General features: G+C 34.8%; 16 protein-coding genes. 6 read left to right on the plus strand and 10 right to left on the minus strand.

What is annotated here, in order from left to right:
- The first annotated feature begins 10 nt into the window (after nt 1-10).
- The 4 genes from RTY06_RS08685 (at nt 11) to RTY06_RS08700 (ending at nt 5,141) form a co-directional block, all read left to right on the plus strand.
- On the plus strand, nt 11-1,864 hold the full coding sequence (locus RTY06_RS08685) for an endonuclease (RefSeq protein ID WP_312824277.1): 1,854 nt from the start codon (nt 11-13) through the stop codon (nt 1,862-1,864).
- 300 nt (nt 1,865-2,164) lie between these two features.
- Nucleotides 2,165-2,887, plus strand: coding sequence for a phosphoribosylaminoimidazolesuccinocarboxamide synthase (gene purC / locus RTY06_RS08690; protein ID WP_312824279.1), 723 nt, complete (start codon nt 2,165-2,167; stop codon nt 2,885-2,887).
- A gap of 19 nt (nt 2,888-2,906) precedes the next feature.
- Nucleotides 2,907-4,418 carry an amidophosphoribosyltransferase gene (gene purF / locus RTY06_RS08695; protein ID WP_312824280.1) on the plus strand — a complete coding sequence of 504 codons (1,512 nt, stop codon included), beginning with the start codon at nt 2,907-2,909 and terminating at the stop codon, nt 4,416-4,418.
- Nucleotides 4,419-4,721: 303 nt separating this feature from the next.
- A complete protein-coding gene (locus RTY06_RS08700) occupies nt 4,722-5,141 on the plus strand; it encodes a nucleoside-diphosphate kinase (RefSeq protein WP_034965572.1) in 420 nt (139 codons plus the stop codon).
- A 177-nt stretch (nt 5,142-5,318) separates the two neighbouring features.
- Here the strand turns inward: RTY06_RS08700 and rpe are convergent, their stop codons facing one another.
- Together rpe and RTY06_RS08710 are read right to left on the minus strand one after the other, a co-directional pair.
- On the minus strand, nt 5,319-5,969 hold the full coding sequence (gene rpe, locus RTY06_RS08705) for a ribulose-phosphate 3-epimerase (protein ID WP_312824282.1): 651 nt from the start codon (nt 5,967-5,969) through the stop codon (nt 5,319-5,321).
- 27 nt (nt 5,970-5,996) lie between these two features.
- Nucleotides 5,997-7,073, minus strand: a complete 1,077-nt coding sequence (locus tag RTY06_RS08710) for a M42 family metallopeptidase (RefSeq protein ID WP_312824283.1) — start codon at nt 7,071-7,073, stop codon at nt 5,997-5,999.
- A gap of 43 nt (nt 7,074-7,116) precedes the next feature.
- On the opposite strand from RTY06_RS08710, the gene RTY06_RS08715 reads away from it, so the two are divergent.
- Entirely contained in the window at nt 7,117-7,836 is a 720-nt protein-coding gene (locus RTY06_RS08715) for a DUF4294 domain-containing protein (RefSeq protein ID WP_409450836.1), read from the plus strand.
- A gap of 53 nt (nt 7,837-7,889) precedes the next feature.
- On the opposite strand, the gene RTY06_RS08720 is transcribed toward RTY06_RS08715, so the two are convergent.
- The 3 genes from RTY06_RS08720 to RTY06_RS08730 form a co-directional block, all read right to left on the minus strand.
- The gene (locus RTY06_RS08720) at nt 7,890-8,522 is read right to left on the minus strand and encodes an outer membrane lipoprotein carrier protein LolA (RefSeq protein ID WP_312824284.1); all 633 of its coding nucleotides are present in this window, start codon (nt 8,520-8,522) and stop codon (nt 7,890-7,892) included.
- Between the two features lie 153 nt (nt 8,523-8,675).
- Nucleotides 8,676-11,267: a T9SS-dependent M36 family metallopeptidase gene (locus tag RTY06_RS08725; protein ID WP_312824285.1), complete on the minus strand. Its 2,592-nt coding sequence runs from the start codon at nt 11,265-11,267 to the stop codon at nt 8,676-8,678.
- Nucleotides 11,268-11,411: 144 nt separating this feature from the next.
- Complete coding sequence (locus RTY06_RS08730; RefSeq protein ID WP_116032067.1) at nt 11,412-11,702, minus strand: putative quinol monooxygenase; 291 nt, start codon at nt 11,700-11,702, stop codon at nt 11,412-11,414.
- Between the two features lie 124 nt (nt 11,703-11,826).
- On the opposite strand from RTY06_RS08730, the gene RTY06_RS08735 reads away from it, so the two are divergent.
- On the plus strand, nt 11,827-13,158 hold the full coding sequence (locus RTY06_RS08735; RefSeq protein WP_312824287.1) for a dihydrolipoamide acetyltransferase family protein: 1,332 nt from the start codon (nt 11,827-11,829) through the stop codon (nt 13,156-13,158).
- 31 nt (nt 13,159-13,189) lie between these two features.
- On the opposite strand, the gene RTY06_RS08740 is transcribed toward RTY06_RS08735, so the two are convergent.
- The 5 genes from RTY06_RS08740 to RTY06_RS08760 all read right to left on the minus strand — a co-directional run bounded on the left by RTY06_RS08740 (nt 13,190) and on the right by RTY06_RS08760 (nt 15,939).
- Nucleotides 13,190-13,489: a type II toxin-antitoxin system RelE/ParE family toxin gene (locus RTY06_RS08740; protein WP_312824288.1), complete on the minus strand. Its 300-nt coding sequence runs from the start codon at nt 13,487-13,489 to the stop codon at nt 13,190-13,192.
- Nucleotides 13,473-13,706, minus strand: a complete 234-nt coding sequence (locus RTY06_RS08745; RefSeq protein WP_312824289.1) for a hypothetical protein — start codon at nt 13,704-13,706, stop codon at nt 13,473-13,475. The genes RTY06_RS08740 and RTY06_RS08745 overlap by 17 nt, the downstream gene beginning before the upstream one ends.
- 57 nt (nt 13,707-13,763) lie before the next feature.
- Nucleotides 13,764-14,876: a peptide chain release factor 2 gene (gene prfB, locus RTY06_RS08750; RefSeq protein ID WP_312824291.1), complete on the minus strand. Its 1,113-nt coding sequence runs from the start codon at nt 14,874-14,876 to the stop codon at nt 13,764-13,766.
- Between the two features lie 336 nt (nt 14,877-15,212).
- Nucleotides 15,213-15,464: a hypothetical protein gene (locus RTY06_RS08755; protein WP_312824293.1), complete on the minus strand. Its 252-nt coding sequence runs from the start codon at nt 15,462-15,464 to the stop codon at nt 15,213-15,215.
- A gap of 295 nt (nt 15,465-15,759) precedes the next feature.
- On the minus strand, nt 15,760-15,939 hold the full coding sequence (locus RTY06_RS08760; RefSeq protein ID WP_312824295.1) for a hypothetical protein: 180 nt from the start codon (nt 15,937-15,939) through the stop codon (nt 15,760-15,762).
- Nucleotides 15,940-15,943 lie beyond the last annotated feature (4 nt).

The raw sequence follows: 15,943 nt of genomic DNA on the forward strand, positions 1-15,943 counted from the left end.
ATATTTTATTTTGAAAAAATACTTATTCGTATTGTCTGTTTTGCCGGTTTTAGTTATTGCACAAGCTGCACCGGAAGGATACTACTCTGGAGCGGAGAATTTGACAGGTTATCAATTGAAAACTAAACTTCACGATATCATTTCTACAAAAGTTTATAATTATCATTACGACGATTTGAAAACTTTGTACGGACAGACGGATATTGATAAGTATTATGATTACGATGCTAGTAATTCAACTTATTTACTAGATATTTATTCTAATAATCCAACTGGTGAGACGGCTTATCATTATACTTTGAATGATATTGTTAGTTCCGCAGCTTCGGAAGGGTTAGGTTGGAATCGGGAACATATGGTGCCGCAAAGCTCTTTTAATAGTGCTTATCCCATGTATTCGGATTTGTTTTTTGTAATTCCGACCGATGGAAGAATCAATCAGCTAAGAAGCAATTATCCTTATGGAAAAGTTGCAAATGCGAGCTACACATTTACCAATGGTTCAAAACAAGGAACTAATGGGATTCTTGGTTCTAGTTATAAAGAAAGGACTTATGAACCGATAGACGAGTTTAAAGGTGATATTGCAAGATCTTTGCTTTATTATGTAGTTAGATATGAGGGAAAGTTAGGAAGTTTTAATTATAGTTCAAATGCGGATCCTGCGAAAGATAGAAATCCAATGGATGGAACAGAAGAAAGAGCATTTGAAAGTTGGTACATTGATATGTTGCTTTCTTGGCATCAGTTAGATCCTGTTTCACAAAGGGAGATTGATAGGAATAATTCGGTTTATAATATTCAGAAAAATAGAAATCCTTTTATTGACCATCCAGAATGGGTAGACTTGATTTGGAATCAGACACCTGATAATATTGCTCCATCGGCACCTTCTTCTCTTTCTTTGGGAAGAAATTCTGCCTATTTTGTTAACTTGACTTGGCAGGCAAATTCGGAACTAGATGTTTTAGGTTACAAAATTTATCAAGACGGGGTTTTGATTGGAAGTTCAAAAACCAATTCTTTCTCTGCTGACCATTTGACTCCAAATACGACTTACAATTTTATAGTTAAAGCTTATGATAATGCTTATCTTGAAAGCCCGCAAAGTAATACTTTGAATGTTACAACTCTGGAAACTGACGTTTTTGCAAAAGATTTACAAATAATCAAATATCTTGAAGGAACTGGAAATAACAAAGCTTTTGAAATTGCTAACAGAACCGGTCATAAAGTCAATCTTCAAGGTTATAAACTGTATATTCAGTACAAAGGAACTGCTTATTATTTTGGAGAACCATTTGAACTGGAAGGTGAGGTAGAGAACAATCAAAGTTTCGTGGCCATCAACCCAAATGCTAATTTCAGTTGTTTTAATGTTTCTGATGCAAAATTCGTTACTGCGGCACCATCTCTTACATTTACAGGAAGTAATTATGTTGACCTTTCTTACAAATCCGGAACTGTAGATGCGGTTGGAATCAAAGGTCAGGATAATACAAATGCCAATAAGTCACTTTACAGAAACTCGAATGTTATCAATCCTACAGCAACTTTCGATGCAAATGAATGGACTTCTTACGCATCAGATTATTGCCAAGGTTTAGGCATTTTGGCGGTTAATGATGTTGTGAATCCTAATCTGGATTTCAAAATTTATCCAAATCCAGTGGTTGATAGAATCAATATTGCCGGCGATGTTAGCAAAGCGAAATCTGCGAAGATTTATGATCTTTCTGGGAAATTGATGAAAAATATCGGTAATCCATTTACAAATGAAAAATCAATTGACGTTCACTCATTACTTCCAAATACTTACATCTTGAATGTTGATGGAAAATCAATCAAATTCATCAAAAAATAAGATTGGTTAAAATATATTTCAAAAGTCTCTTTTTCGTAAGAGACTTTTTTTTTTTTTATAATTTGGGCAGCTTAATCCGCCTTCCACTCCCGCTTTTTTCTTTTTTATTCAAAAAAGAAAAAGAGCTCCGTTCAAGTCGGGCTGTTAAGATTCTCTGTTTCAAAAATGCTTCATGAACTCAATATTTACAAAACCGGATTTAATGTAAAAATTTCGTAAATTTGCGCATAAATCTAACAGTAAAAAGTTTAATTGGAAATCGAAGTGATTCGCGACTTCCTTTTAAAAAAATGAAACATTATGAGTCAAAAGAAAGAAATGCTTTACGAAGGTAAAGCTAAACAGGTTTTCGCTACCGAAAACCCTGACGAAGTCGTTGTTCGTTACAAAGACGATGCTACAGCTTTCAATGCACAGAAGCGTGGACAGTTCGATAGAAAAGGCGAATTGAACAATGCTATTTCTACAATTATTTTCGGATATCTTATCGAAAACGGAATCCCAACACACTTCATCGAAAAATTGGATGACAGAGAACAATTGGTAAAAAAAGTGGATATCATTCCATTAGAAATGGTTGTTCGGAACTATGTTGCGGGAAGTATGGCTCAGAGATTAGGCGTAGAAGAAGGTCTTAAATCTCCAGTAACTATTTTTGATCTTTGCTACAAAAAAGATGAATTAGGAGATCCGTTGATTAATGATCATCACGCTGTTTTCCTTGGAGCTGCAACTTACGATGAACTTAACGAAATGTATGCTTTGACAGATAAAATCAACAAACTTTTAATTGATTTATTTGATAAAGCTAATGTGATTCTTGTAGATTTCAAAATTGAGTTAGGAAAAACTTCCGATGGTAAAATTGTTTTAGCGGACGAGATTTCTCCAGATACTTGCAGACTTTGGGACAAGGATACAATGAAAAAGCTTGACAAAGACAGATTCCGAAGAGATTTAGGCGAAATCACGGAAGCTTATGTTGAGATTTTTGATAGATTACAAACCGCTCTAGAAAAATAAAATCCGAGAAAAATTTAGAATGGATTTAGAATTTCAAAATTACAGCACATTACCAAAATACGCTTTTCAAAACCGCTATCAGGAATTCGAAGAAACCAAGCATCTCTCCAAAGAAGAAAAGGAAGCTCACTATCCTTTTGATAAGATGGAAGAAGAATGTGGGATTTTCGGATTGCATTCTACAGAGAATTTGGACACGTTTTCTCTGTCGCAGTTCGGTCTTTTTGCCTTGCAACATCGCGGTCAAGAAGCTTGCGGAATTGCGGTTGGTAATAATGGTAAAATACTTTCCGTAAAGGATGAAGGGTTGGTTTTAGACGTTTTCAAAACGATAGAAGAGCCTCAGCAATATATGGGAAGTACCGTTATCGGGCACACGAGATATACAACTGCAGGAGACAAAAAGAAATATAATTTTCAGCCGTTTTTTGCAAAGAATGAATACGACCAAATCATACTTTCTATAGCTCATAACGGGAATCTTACCAATGCAAAGCAACTTAGAAAAGAGTTGGAAGACGAAGGTGTTGTTTTTCGTGCAACTTCTGATACCGAGGTTATCTTAAGATTAATTCAAAAAAATCTTGATCTTGGACTTCGTGGGGCAATCAAAGCAACCATGGAAAAAATCGAAGGTGCATATTCTGTAGTTGGGATTACAAGAAATAAGTTTTTTGCTTTCCGCGATTTCAATGGAATCAGACCGTTGGTTCTTGGAGCAATTGACGAAAATACATTTGTTGTAGCTTCCGAAAGTTGTGCTTTGGATGGAGTAGGAGCGCAATATGTACGCGATGTTTTACCTGGCGAGATTATCTATACCAGTGATAACGAAGAAGGATTACAGTCCTATCTTGTAAAAGATGACTGCGTCAACAAGATTTGTGCTTTCGAATATATCTATTTTGCAAGACCAGATTCTACTTTAGAAGGAATTAATGTTCACGAAGTTAGAGAGCAATCAGGAAAGAAGATTTGGGAACAAGCCCCTGTTGAAGCGGATATTGTGATTGGTGTTCCAGATTCTGGTGTTCCAGCAGCAATTGGTTTTTCTAAGGCTTCAGGCATTCCTTTTCGTCCGGTTTTGATTAAAAATAGGTATATTGGAAGATCATTTATTATCCCGTCTCAAGAGATGAGAGAACATTTGGTTAATCTTAAATTGAATCCCATCGTTTCTGAAATCAAAGGTAAAAGAGTTGTTATTATTGATGATTCTATTGTAAGAGGAACTACATCAAAGCGATTGGTTAAGATTTTGAAAAAAGCAGGCGTGAAGGAAATTCATTTTAGAAGTGTTTCTCCGCCAATTATTGCACCTTGCTTTTTGGGAATCGATACACCGACCAAAGACGATTTGATTTCTGCCAATATGAACAAAGAAGAATTGAGGAAATATCTGGATGTTGACAGCTTGGAGTTTTTGAGCGTTGATAACCTGATTAATATTTTAGGTTCTCCAAATCATTGTTTTGGTTGTTTTACAGAAAAATATCCCGTAGCTAATCCGGAAGCTGTAGCGCTCTTTTAAAATAAAGTATTATATGATATTTATCAAATTGATTTAAATCAATTGTTTAATAGTTAAAAACCGTCGGCAATATTTGTTTGACGGTTTTTTTTATTTGACTAATCTTATTTTAAAAACAAAAAACCCCAACCGAAGTTGGGGTAAAAACTAATAACCATGAAAACTCAAATTAAACATGAGAATCGAATTATTTAGAACAAATAGTGTGCCAAAGAATGTCGTTTCCCAGAAAAGAATTTCCGAGGACAAATATAACAAAAAAATATTGTAAATTTGTAACTCTTTAAAAAAATAAATAAAAAAATGTCAGGAAAAATCACTTTTACCATGATTAAGCCAGATGCAGTAGCGGATGGACACATTGGAGCGATTCTTGGAAAAATCAGCGAGGCTGGTTTTAAAATTAAAGCTTTGAAATTAACTCAGTTAACTGTAGCTGATGCAAAAAAGTTCTATGAAGTACATTCTGAAAGACCTTTCTACGGAGAATTGGTTGACTTTATGTCTTCTGGACCAATCGTAGCAGCGGTTCTTGAGAAGGATAACGCTGTAGAAGATTTCAGAACTACAATTGGAGCTACTAATCCAGCAGAAGCTGCTGAAGGAACTATCAGAAAGCTTTTTGCAAGAAGTATCGGAGAGAATGCTGTTCACGGTTCTGACTCTGATGAGAATGCGCTTATCGAAGCTCAATTTCATTTTTCGGGGAGAGAGATTTTTTAATTTCTTCTGAAAATAAAATATAAAAATAGGCTGTCAAAACTGATAGCCTATTTTTTTTATTAGCTTGTCACTAGCCCCGATAGTAGCGGCATCCTTTTTTTGTCTTAACAGAGAACTTCGGCTCGGTGTCAAAATTTCTAAGACAAAAAAGATATAGCGGATAGCGGGATTAAGCTCCTAAAATTTAAGTAACTCAATAGTTCTCTCGGGATCTTGGGAAGAGAAAACTGCATTCCCTGCTACCAGAACGTCTGCTCCTGCCTCGAAAAGCTTAGAGGCGTTGTCTAAGTTTACGCCGCCGTCAATTTGGATTAGTGCGGTGGAATTGTTGCTTAGAATCAAATCTTTGGTCTCGCTGATTTTTTTGTAAGTATTCTGAATGAATTTTTGCCCTCCAAATCCTGGATTGACACTCATCAATAAAACTAAATCTACATCTGCAATAATGTCTTCCAACATCAAAACGGGAGTTGCCGGATTAAGAACTACGCCTGCTTTCGCCCCTTTGTCCTGAATCTGATGAATGGTTCTATGGAGATGTGTGCAAGCTTCGAAATGGACAGAAACTAAGTCAGCACCGTATTCTATAAATTCTTCCACATATTTTTCTGGTTCAATAATCATCAGGTGAACATCCATGAATTTTTTGGCGTGTTGCTGAACGGTTTTCATCACAGGAAATCCAAAAGAAATGTTTGGGACAAAACGCCCGTCCATCACATCTACGTGGAGCCAGTCTGCCTGAGAATTATTTAGCATCTCGATGTCTTTCTGTAGATTTCCAAAGTCGGCAGAGAGAAGAGAAGGCGCTATAAGTTTGTTTTTCATTTTTATAGTTACTTTTTACTTGAATTATTAATGATATTTCAACTTCATTGTTGGTTCGATTTTTAGAAGACTTTCGTAGATTAATTTTATAACATTTGAAACGTCTTCTTTTGAAACCATCTCTACCGTTGTATGCATGTATCGTAATGGTAGGGAAATCAAAGCGCTTGGAACACCGCCGTTGGAATGTGCAAATGCATCTGTGTCGGTTCCTGTAGCTCTGCTTGCTGCGGCCCTTTGGAAAGGGATTTCTTTTTCTTTGGCTGTATTGATGATTAATTCTCTGATGGTGTGATGTACGCTCGGGGCGAAGAAAACTACCGGTCCGTCGCCGCATTTTTGGTCGCCTTCTTTTTTCTTTTCAATCATTGGTGTTGTGGTGTCGTGTGTCACATCTGTCACAATGGCAATATTGGGCTTGATGGTATCAGCAATCATATCTGCGCCATAAAGTCCGACTTCTTCTTGAACGGAATTTGTAATGTATAATCCAAAAGGTAATTTATTTTTGTTTTCTTTTAAAAGTCTGGCAACTTCTGCAATCATAAAACCTCCGATTCTGTTGTCCAAAGCACGACAAACGAAATATCTGTCATTCAGTTCGAAAAATTCATCGGGGTAAGTAATCATACATCCTACGAAAATTCCTAGTTCTTCAACTTCTTTTTTGGAAGTTGCTCCACAATCGATGAAGATGTTATCAATTTTTGGTGTAGGTTCGTTTTGATTAGCACTTCTTGTGTGAATTGCTGGCCATCCAAAGACGCCTTTTATAACTCCTTTTTCTCCGTGGATATTTACCACTTTTGATGGGGCGATAGTTTGGTCGGAACCTCCGTTTCTGATAACGTAGATTAATCCATCATCTGTAATATAATTGACATACCAAGAGATTTCGTCTGCGTGAGCTTCTATTACCACTTTGAAATCGGCTTCTGGATTAATGATTCCGTAGGCTGTTCCGTAATGATCAACTTCAATTTTATCAACATAAGGTTTGATGTAGTTCATCCATATTTTTTGACCATTATGTTCATAACCTGTTGGCGAAGCTGTATTTAAGTATTCTTCTAAAAATTTAATTGATTTCTTTTCGAATTTCATATCTAAAGGGAATGATTTTTGATATTAAGATTTGTTGATTTTTATGAAGGTAAAAGTAATGATTTTTGATAAATTGATTCCAATTCTTTTTTTGTTTATCGGTGTATTTTGTTATTCGCAGCAAGATACTTTGGATGTTAAATCTTTTGATGATATCCCAAAGAGCAAATTGAAAAAAGATGAATTTGGAAATGAATATTACTACGATGAAGCCCAAAAGGCTAAAATCTATAAAATAAACGGAGAACAGGTAATTGTGATGGATGAGTTGACTTTGAGAGCTAATCCGCATTTTAATAACCAACTGGATAAAAATTTCTATTTTTTCCTTAATAAAAAACTTAATCGTGTGTATCCTTTGTTTCTTGATGCGCTGGAGCAATATAGAGATATTCAAAAGGAAAGTGCTAATATGAAAGGTTCTGACAGGAGTCGCTACATGAAACAAAGACAGACTGAGTTAGCCGCTAGTTATGAGAAGCAACTCCGGGGATTGACAACTACAGAAGGTCAGGTTTTTGCAAAATTAATGAACAGAGCAACAGGTAAAACTGTTTATGAAATTATTAAAGAATTGCGAGGAGGTTGGAGTGCTTTTTGGTGGAATGTAAAAGGGAATATTGCGGATATAAGTTTGAAAACACCATATGATCCACACAGATTCAGAGATGATCTTTTTATAGAATCTCTATTAAAGTCTAATTGGAATTTAGGGTATTTGAAGCCATATCCTGGGGCAGATCAATATGAAATTAAGAAATAAAAAAAATGCATTACTTTTTGTGATGCATTTTTTTTTATTTTGTTTAGACTAGTTTATAATTCTGTAATCAGGTAATTCTGATATTTCGATTTGTCAAAAGTAAATGTTGATGGAGAAAGAGTTTGATTTTCTTTGTAGTTGCTAATTGTAATTACAGCTAAATCATTGCTTGTGGAAACTTGTTCTAATTTGATTAGTTTTTTCTGAGGAGTGTTAACATATAGTGTTACACTTTTCAAACCATTAGATTTTACTGGAGTCATTTTGATAATATCTACAGGGATTCCGCTTATGGTTTTCTTGCCAGAATAAGTGACGTTATAATCTTTCTTGTATGAATCCAAATAACTCAAAGGTGAGAAAGCAACTTGGTTATCATTGGGCTTTGCAATAGTTACTTCTTTGTCTTCTTCGCTAATGCTATAAACCTTGTTTCCGTCAAAAATCTGCTCAGTTCCCATTATTTTCAGTTTATATCTTTTATTGTCAGAATAGAAAATTCCTGTTTGGCTAGCTTTTCCAGATGTGTACAAGAATTTGAAATAAGAATTTTTTTTACTTTTATAATTTTTGGTTATATCATCAAGAATAGTCTTTGATTTTGTGTCAATAGTTTGACCAAATATCACTAGGTTGATTCCTAAAAAAGCTATTGCTGAAAAAGATTTTGTAATGAGATTTTTCATTTAGTTTTTGCAATTTATTGTTATGCAAAGTTAAGTTTTCAAGATTGATGCCAAATATTATGAATAATAAAGTTTGTTAAGATTTGAATAAAAAAACCTTTCCAGAAAAGTCTGAAAAGGTTTTGGTTTTTAAGATGTAATCTATCTCTTTAGTTATTCTATAATAAGTTTCTCAGCATTAGATTTTCCATTCTCAGTGATTACAACAAGATAAGTTCCCTTGATAAGATCTTGTGTTGAGATGGAGTCAGCGCTATTTTTCTTTCTTTCAAGGGATTTAACAACTTTTCCACTCAAATCAAGAATTTGAACTTTAATAGTTTCATTTCCTACAGTTGGTTGGGTTTTGATGAAGAATTCTCCTTTTGCAGGGTTAGGATAGATTCCAAAGTTTTTATTTTTTGTAATATCTGCAGTCGCAAGAATGCATGCTTCTGGCGTAGTGAAGTCTTCGACTTGATCAGAGATGTTTGCTGCAGTACCAGAGGATGCATTAACTCCTAATCCTCTTCTTGCAAATACCTCCCAGATAAGACAGTTGTCGGCTCCTCCGGCTAATTGGTCAGCTTGAAGAATAGCATCTCTACCAGAAACGAAGTTTGGGCTACAAGGTTGTAGTTTCAAACCATCCATTACCAATTGTAATGCCTTCGCGCTTCCGGAATTAGGGTCAGCGGTTACGTCAGAATTGTAACCATATTTTTCTGCTAATTTCCAATGCAAATCCCATAACATTGTTGCCCAAATCTCACCAACAGCGTGTGGTTGTCCTCCAGTAGAATTGGTGTCTGCATATGTGTGAGGGTTGATAGTCATGTCCGTAGTATATCTGTATTGTCTGATACCAGGGCCTGTTGTTATAGTGTTTGTAGAGTAAGTTCCAATTCCTCTTCCTGTTGTTGCGGATGCGTTTGGTGAGTTAGTTAACATGAGAGCGAAGAAATCTGACCATCCTTCACCCATTTGTTCTAAGTTTTGTAAGCAGCTATAACCCTGACCTGTTAATCTATTAGAAATTCCATGTCCATATTCATGAATGATTACTCCGTTATCAAAACTTGAATTTTTGTATCCAACAGCTAAGTCTTTTAAGTTAACATTGACTGTTCTACCCGCAGTAAGTTCGTCGGTTATGAAGTTGCCTTCATCGCGTGGTATCATTATAGATGGGATAGACACGTTGGTAACATTGGAAACGCTGATATTTGTTACTGTATTGGAGTTTGTTCTGTGAACAATCATACCAATTGCTCCAGCATCTTGTACTGTTTTTGCTTTTATATTATAGGCGCATCCAGTAGTATTAACCATTGCTATTTTACCAGTAAGACTTCCTGAGGGTAAAGCGGTACATCCTGTAGCAACACTAGGGATAATTACATCTCCTGTAATCCCTGCCTCCATCAATGGTTTTCCGAAGTTTGCAGAACCAGTATTTACAGGGGGTCTTGTTGCTAAAGCGGGATCTGTGTAGAATAATCTTTGCTTAAGAGAAACACTGTAATTCCAAAGATACATTTGCATTCTTGGAGCTTGTACTGTGTAATTTCCGGTAACCGTATTTAGTATTTCATAGCCAGATGCAAAGTTGGCATTGTTGTATCCACTGCCATCGTAAGCTTCTGCTCTTACGGCATCTCCTTGTCCGCCTCCTTTTCCAAAATTATTAGATTGAAAGTTTCTTGTAGCCTCAGTAAATCCAAATTTATAGAAGATATCATGAACCATGTTGTTAGCATAGAAAAGATTGGTTACGGCAGAGCTTCTATTGTCATATGCGCTTAGTGTAGTGCTTTCTGCAAAAGGAAAATCAAAAGTGAAATCTCCTGTTGTTGTGCTAGTTGGAGAAAAGCCATAACTATTACTACCATTATTATCTACGTAAGCTAAAACATTGTTTCCATAAGTGTTTGAGTAAGTAGTGTTGCCGTTAGAATGCCAACCTTCTGGAGAAGCAGCAAGATCCCAAGGATTTGTAACAAGGGTTCTAGATCCAAACGTAGGTGCTTCTAATGGGAATGGGAAAACATTGTAAGAAGCATTTGTAACTGCTTTTGATTCGTTTTTGGCTGTAGTATTATGGTTAAAATGACTAATTAAATGTTCTGTAGTATCAAATGATTCTGATGAAGAAAAATGATCAGAGTCAAAAGAACATTCATCAATCATTTTATTATTTTCCAAAATTTCACCAGTTGTGAGACTTACAAGAATCCCAAAAAACTTATTCTCTTTACTTTGGTTGATGAAAAATAATTGAGCAGGGATCAAACTATTATTTTTTTCAAAATAAAAACGAACATTTGCAACTTTGTTATCCGGAAGATTTACAAGATCTCCGTCTATATCATTAGCAAGTTCAAAGCTACTATCCTTGATGTCTAGATATCTTAAAGCAGAAGATAAAGCTTCGGTTTTATCAATTTTATCAGAAATAATGTTGTTGTTAGCTTTCTGAAAATTATTATTAAAAGAAATTACTTTACCATCTCGGATCACGGCTTTTGCTAATGACTTATATATTGGTGTATTTCCTAAATATTGCTGAACATTGACGATGTTAGATTTAAGACTTACAGAATTATCTTCATTTAAGATTTTAAATTCTGCTGTGAAGTTGTTGCGAAAACTGACATCGTTTTGGATGAAATTCTTGATAACTTTCTCACTAGATTGTGCATTAAGATTAGCAAATAAAAAGAAAACGCCAATTCCTGCACATTTAGATAGTTGATTTATTTTCATATTTAAGATTTATTATTCTAAATTTTAAGAAAAAAGATTAGCAAAAATATTAAAAAAAAACCTTTTCTATGTAATAAGTGTAATGAAATTTACTTATGTTGTGTTTTTGGTATAAAAATAACTTTTTTGTTGTTAATTTTATAATTAGAAAAGTTTGTTCCCTACATATACTACGTTTGGATTTTCTAATAATGAAACGATATTCTCACGGAACTTCAGCATGTGGTCTGAAACCTGATGATTATGAAGATCTTCGCTAGTTTCCCAATTTTCGTGGATGAAAAACACACCTTTGTTTCTGTGATCTTCGAAGAGATCGTACTGTATACAGCCTTTTTCTTTACGAGTTTCTATAACAAGTTTTTTTAATAATTCAATAGCATCCATTATTGAGTTTTCTTTGATTTGGATGATTGCACTGAGGTAGATGTTCATTGTGTGATTATAAAAATTTTGATTATCAAATTTATAAAAAAATAGGGCTTGCAAATTTTAAATATGATAATTATATATTTAATAAAAAAAAGTGTACTTTTGGGAAAATTCAAAAAACCAAAAAATGGCAGAATATAAACTATTGCTCCCGAGTATGGGCGAAGGAGTTATGGAAGCAACAATTATCACTTGGTTGTTTAATGAAGGCGATATTATTAACGAAGACGATTCTATTGTAGAAATTGCTACAGATAAAGTAGATTCTGATGTTCCTACGCCGGTTTCGGGGAAAATTGTCAAAATTCTTAAACATAAAGATGAAGTTGCTAAAATAGGTGAAGCCATTGCAATTTTGGAAATTGGATGCGAGGCTGATACTCAAGAAACTCCTGAGGCTAAATCTTATGAAGAAGTAAAAGAACAGATTGTTCAGCCGGAGCCTGAAGTTGTAAAAACTCTGGAACAGCCTTTGTCTAATTATTCTGATAATTCATTTAACAATCAAAATTCAGATTTGTATCTTTCTCCGTTGGTGAGATCAATTGTTCAAGAAGAAAAAATCTCTGAATCTGAACTGAAATCAATCAAAGGAAGTGGATTAGAAGGCAGAATTACAAAAGAAGATATTCTTGGTTTTGTAAAGAATAGAGGAGTGGTTCAGTCAGCTCCTGTTCAGCAAACTGTTTCACAACCAATTTCTCAGGTTAAAGCTCAATCAGCTCCAGCTCAGCCAATCAGTATTAGTGATGGTGACGAAATTATCCAAATGGACAGAGTTCGTAAAATCATTGCGGATGCGATGGTTAATAGCAAACATACTTCGCCGCACGTAACATCATTTATAGAAGCCGATGTTACAAATGTTGTGACTTGGAGAAATGCCAACAAAAATTCTTACCAAAAAAGAGATGGCGAAAAATTGACTTTTATGCCAATTTTCATCAGAGCGGTTGTGAAAGCTATTCAGGATTTTCCAATGATTAATGTGTCTGTGGATGGGGATAAAATCATCAAGAAAAAAAATATCAATATAGGAATGGCAACAGCTCTTCCAGATGGAAACTTAATTGTTCCTGTTATCAAAAATGCAGACCAATTAAGTTTGTCAGGTTTGGCAAAAGCAATCAACGATTTGGCTTACAGAGCACGTAATAAAAAACTGACTCCTGCAGATACACAAGGTGCAACTTACACGATTTCGAATGTTGGAACTTTCGGAAACCTTATGGGAACTCCGATTATTCCTCAGCCTCAAGTGGCTATTTTGGCAGTTGGTGCAATTGTCAAAAAACCGGCAGTTATCGAAACTGAATTTGGAGATGTGATTGCGATTCGTCAAAAGATGTTTATGTCGCATTCTTACGACCATAGAGTAGTGGACGGAAGTCTTGGCGGAATGTTCCTGAAACACGTTAATGACTACCTCGAAAATTGGGACCTCAATACAGAAATATAAAATCAAAGCCTCAGAATTTTCTGAGGCTTTTTTATGCTTTTCTTTTATTTGGATTTTGTCTGTTGGAAAAGAAAGACAAAATTTCAATATTGTCATCTTTAATCCAATAATACATCGAATTGTATTTGAGCAAAACTGCTTTATGTATATTTTTATTTTCTGATTTTGGAAAAAGAATTGGGTTTTTAGAAATCAGTTGGATTGTACTTTCAATTTTCTCAGCTAACTTTTTGACTTCTTTTTCAGAAAAATTCTTTTCAAGATAATCGATTGTTTGCTCCAATTCGTTTAATGCATTTGGAGTCCATAAAATATCATAGATATTTTTCATAAATCTTTCTTGCTTCAGAATGTGATTTTAGATTCTTATCGTCAGCTTGGGAAATTCCTTTCTCTATAGACTTTCTTTCTTCGTCAGAAATAGATTCCCACCAATCTTTTGTTTCCTCTTGTCGGAATTTTAATAGTTTTTCGATAATAGATTTATCCTCCAAAGTTGATAACCACTGGATTAATTCAAGTTTTTTATTGAGGATTTGTGTATTCATTATTTCAATACTTTGAATCAAATTTAAAAATAATAATTCAAACTTGTTTGAACTTTTCTATAATTCATCCAACTCATCAGCAGAACCTTGTCCTTCATTCATAAGGTAAGCTTTAAGGAAAGGTGTCAGGTTTCCATTCATTACGCCGTCAACGTCAGAAGTTTCGTATCCAGAACGGACGTCTTTTACTAATTTGTAAGGATGCATCACATAATTTCGGATTTGAGAACCCCATTCTATTTTCATTTTTCCGGCTTCGATTTCGTTTCTAGCTTTCATTCGTTCCTCGAGTTCAATTTCATAAAGTCGTGAACGCAATAGTTGCATTGCTTTTTCCTTATTCTGCAGCTGAGAACGAGATTCTGAGTTTTCAATGATAATTCCTGTCGGCGCGTGACGAAGACGAACCGCAGTTTCAACTTTGTTTACGTTTTGTCCTCCAGCTCCTGATGATCGCATTGTTTCGAAACTAATATCGGCAGGATTAATATTAATTTCAATCGTGTCATCCACCAAAGGATAAACATAAACGGAAACGAAACTCGTATGACGTTTGGCATTACTATCAAAAGGCGAGATTCTCACCAATCTGTGAACACCATTTTCTCCTTTCAGATAACCAAAAGCAAATTCACCTTCGATTTCAAGGGTTACAGTTTTTACGCCCGCAACGTCGCCTTCTTGGAAATTCAGTTCACGGATTTTGTAGCCTTGTTTGTCTGCCCACATTGTGTACATACGCATCAGCATACTTGCCCAGTCGCAAGATTCTGTTCCGCCGGCTCCGGCTGTGATTTGCAGAACCGCAGACAATTCATCGCCTTCGTTGGAAAGCATATTTTTGAATTCCAGATTTTCGATTTTTTCAACCAATTGAGGGAAAGTTTCGTCCAGTTCTTTTTCAGAATCAGGATCTTCTTTGGCGAATTCTAAAAGAACTTGTAAATCTTCAAACTGAGAAGCGATTTCCTCATAACTTTCCACCCATTTTTTCTTGGAACGGAGTTGTTTTAGAAAAACTTCAGCTTCTTTTGGTTTTTCCCAGAATTCGGGCGCAGCGGTTTTCTCATCGTCGTTAGAAATTTCAATTTTCTTTTTTTCGATTCCGAGAAATTTGTGCAGGTCTTCTATTCTGGATTGTATATCTTTTATTTGGTCTGTGTTTACCACGTTTGTTTTAATTTTTGCAAAAATAAGAAGAAAATGATGAATGTTGGGAAATGATTTTGTTCTCTTGATTTAATAATGTTTTTAAATACAAAGACACTAAGATTTCTTAATCTTATTGAAAATATTTTTAAGGTATACAAAGGCTCTTCGCTCGGACAAGAATCGTTTTCAGGATTTTGTCATTCCGTAGGAAACCTAACAAAGTGATTCGACGCAGTCGATCTCAACAGTTTATATTCCTACGGAATGACAAACTCGCTTCAATTTTCCTTAAATTTTTCTACAAAAAAAAGCCACACATCAAAGATATATGACTTTCACTAATAATTTAAATTTCTATCGGTTAGCAATTGTAATACTTACCGGCATTACATAAGAGCTTACTATCATATTATCTTTAATTTGAGTAATATCTACTTTATAAAGCAGGCCAGACAACACATGTTCTATTTCTTTGCTCACGTTTTTGCAATCTCCGTTGGCGTGAATTTTGGTAATTTTTCCGTTTTCAGAAAGACTGAATCTTACGTTGGAGTTTACAACTCTTTCTTTATAATCTTGATTGGTGAAGTCGAAATTATCTCTCAATAAGTTTCTTAACTCCCCGAAACCGTCTTCAGAACTTAGGATAACTTCTTGTATTTTATTGTCTGTAGTTTGAGCTTTTACTAAGTTGAGCGTTCCAAAAAACCAAATAAAAATATTGATAACGCTAGCATTTTCTTGTTCATAATCAATTGATTTTAAGTTATTACTTATCTAATGTTACGACAAAGTTACATAAAATTTACAATAAGTTAATATTAAATTAACATTGAGAGTGAAAATTTAATATTGAAAAAAGAAAAAAGGATTCTGAAATTTCAAAATCCTTAATATAAATTTATTTGTTTTGTCCAGGAGCAAAAGGCTTTGCAGACTTGGTTCCATAGATTTTTTTGGCTTGTCCAGGTGGAATGGATTTGGAACCCACACCTCTTGCACTATTGGTTGTTCTGACCTCGCAGGATATCATTCCTAATGAAAAAATCGCTGCCAAAAGATAAATTCTAATTGATTTCATAACT

It is taken from the genome of Epilithonimonas sp. (genome assembly GCF_032055105.1).
Classification (GTDB): Bacteria; Bacteroidota; Bacteroidia; order Flavobacteriales; family Weeksellaceae; genus Epilithonimonas.

Excerpts from the sequence above, each read along its gene's own strand:
- purC (WP_312824279.1), top strand. The coding sequence starts at position 2,165 with ATGAGTCAAAAGAAAGAAATGCTTTACGAAGGTAAAGCTAAACAGGTT.
- purF (WP_312824280.1), top strand. The coding sequence starts at position 2,907 with ATGGATTTAGAATTTCAAAATTACAGCACATTACCAAAATACGCTTTT.
- RTY06_RS08700 (WP_034965572.1), top strand. The coding sequence starts at position 4,722 with ATGTCAGGAAAAATCACTTTTACCATGATTAAGCCAGATGCAGTAGCG.
- rpe (WP_312824282.1), bottom strand. The coding sequence starts at position 5,969 with ATGAAAAACAAACTTATAGCGCCTTCTCTTCTCTCTGCCGACTTTGGA.
- RTY06_RS08710 (WP_312824283.1), bottom strand. The coding sequence starts at position 7,073 with ATGAAATTCGAAAAGAAATCAATTAAATTTTTAGAAGAATACTTAAAT.
- RTY06_RS08715 (WP_409450836.1), top strand. The coding sequence starts at position 7,117 with ATGAAGGTAAAAGTAATGATTTTTGATAAATTGATTCCAATTCTTTTT.
- RTY06_RS08720 (WP_312824284.1), bottom strand. The coding sequence starts at position 8,522 with ATGAAAAATCTCATTACAAAATCTTTTTCAGCAATAGCTTTTTTAGGA.
- RTY06_RS08725 (WP_312824285.1), bottom strand. The coding sequence starts at position 11,267 with ATGAAAATAAATCAACTATCTAAATGTGCAGGAATTGGCGTTTTCTTT.
- RTY06_RS08730 (WP_116032067.1), bottom strand. The coding sequence starts at position 11,702 with ATGAACATCTACCTCAGTGCAATCATCCAAATCAAAGAAAACTCAATA.
- RTY06_RS08735 (WP_312824287.1), top strand. The coding sequence starts at position 11,827 with ATGGCAGAATATAAACTATTGCTCCCGAGTATGGGCGAAGGAGTTATG.
- RTY06_RS08740 (WP_312824288.1), bottom strand. The coding sequence starts at position 13,489 with ATGAAAAATATCTATGATATTTTATGGACTCCAAATGCATTAAACGAA.
- RTY06_RS08745 (WP_312824289.1), bottom strand. The coding sequence starts at position 13,706 with ATGAATACACAAATCCTCAATAAAAAACTTGAATTAATCCAGTGGTTA.
- RTY06_RS08760 (WP_312824295.1), bottom strand. The coding sequence starts at position 15,939 with ATGAAATCAATTAGAATTTATCTTTTGGCAGCGATTTTTTCATTAGGA.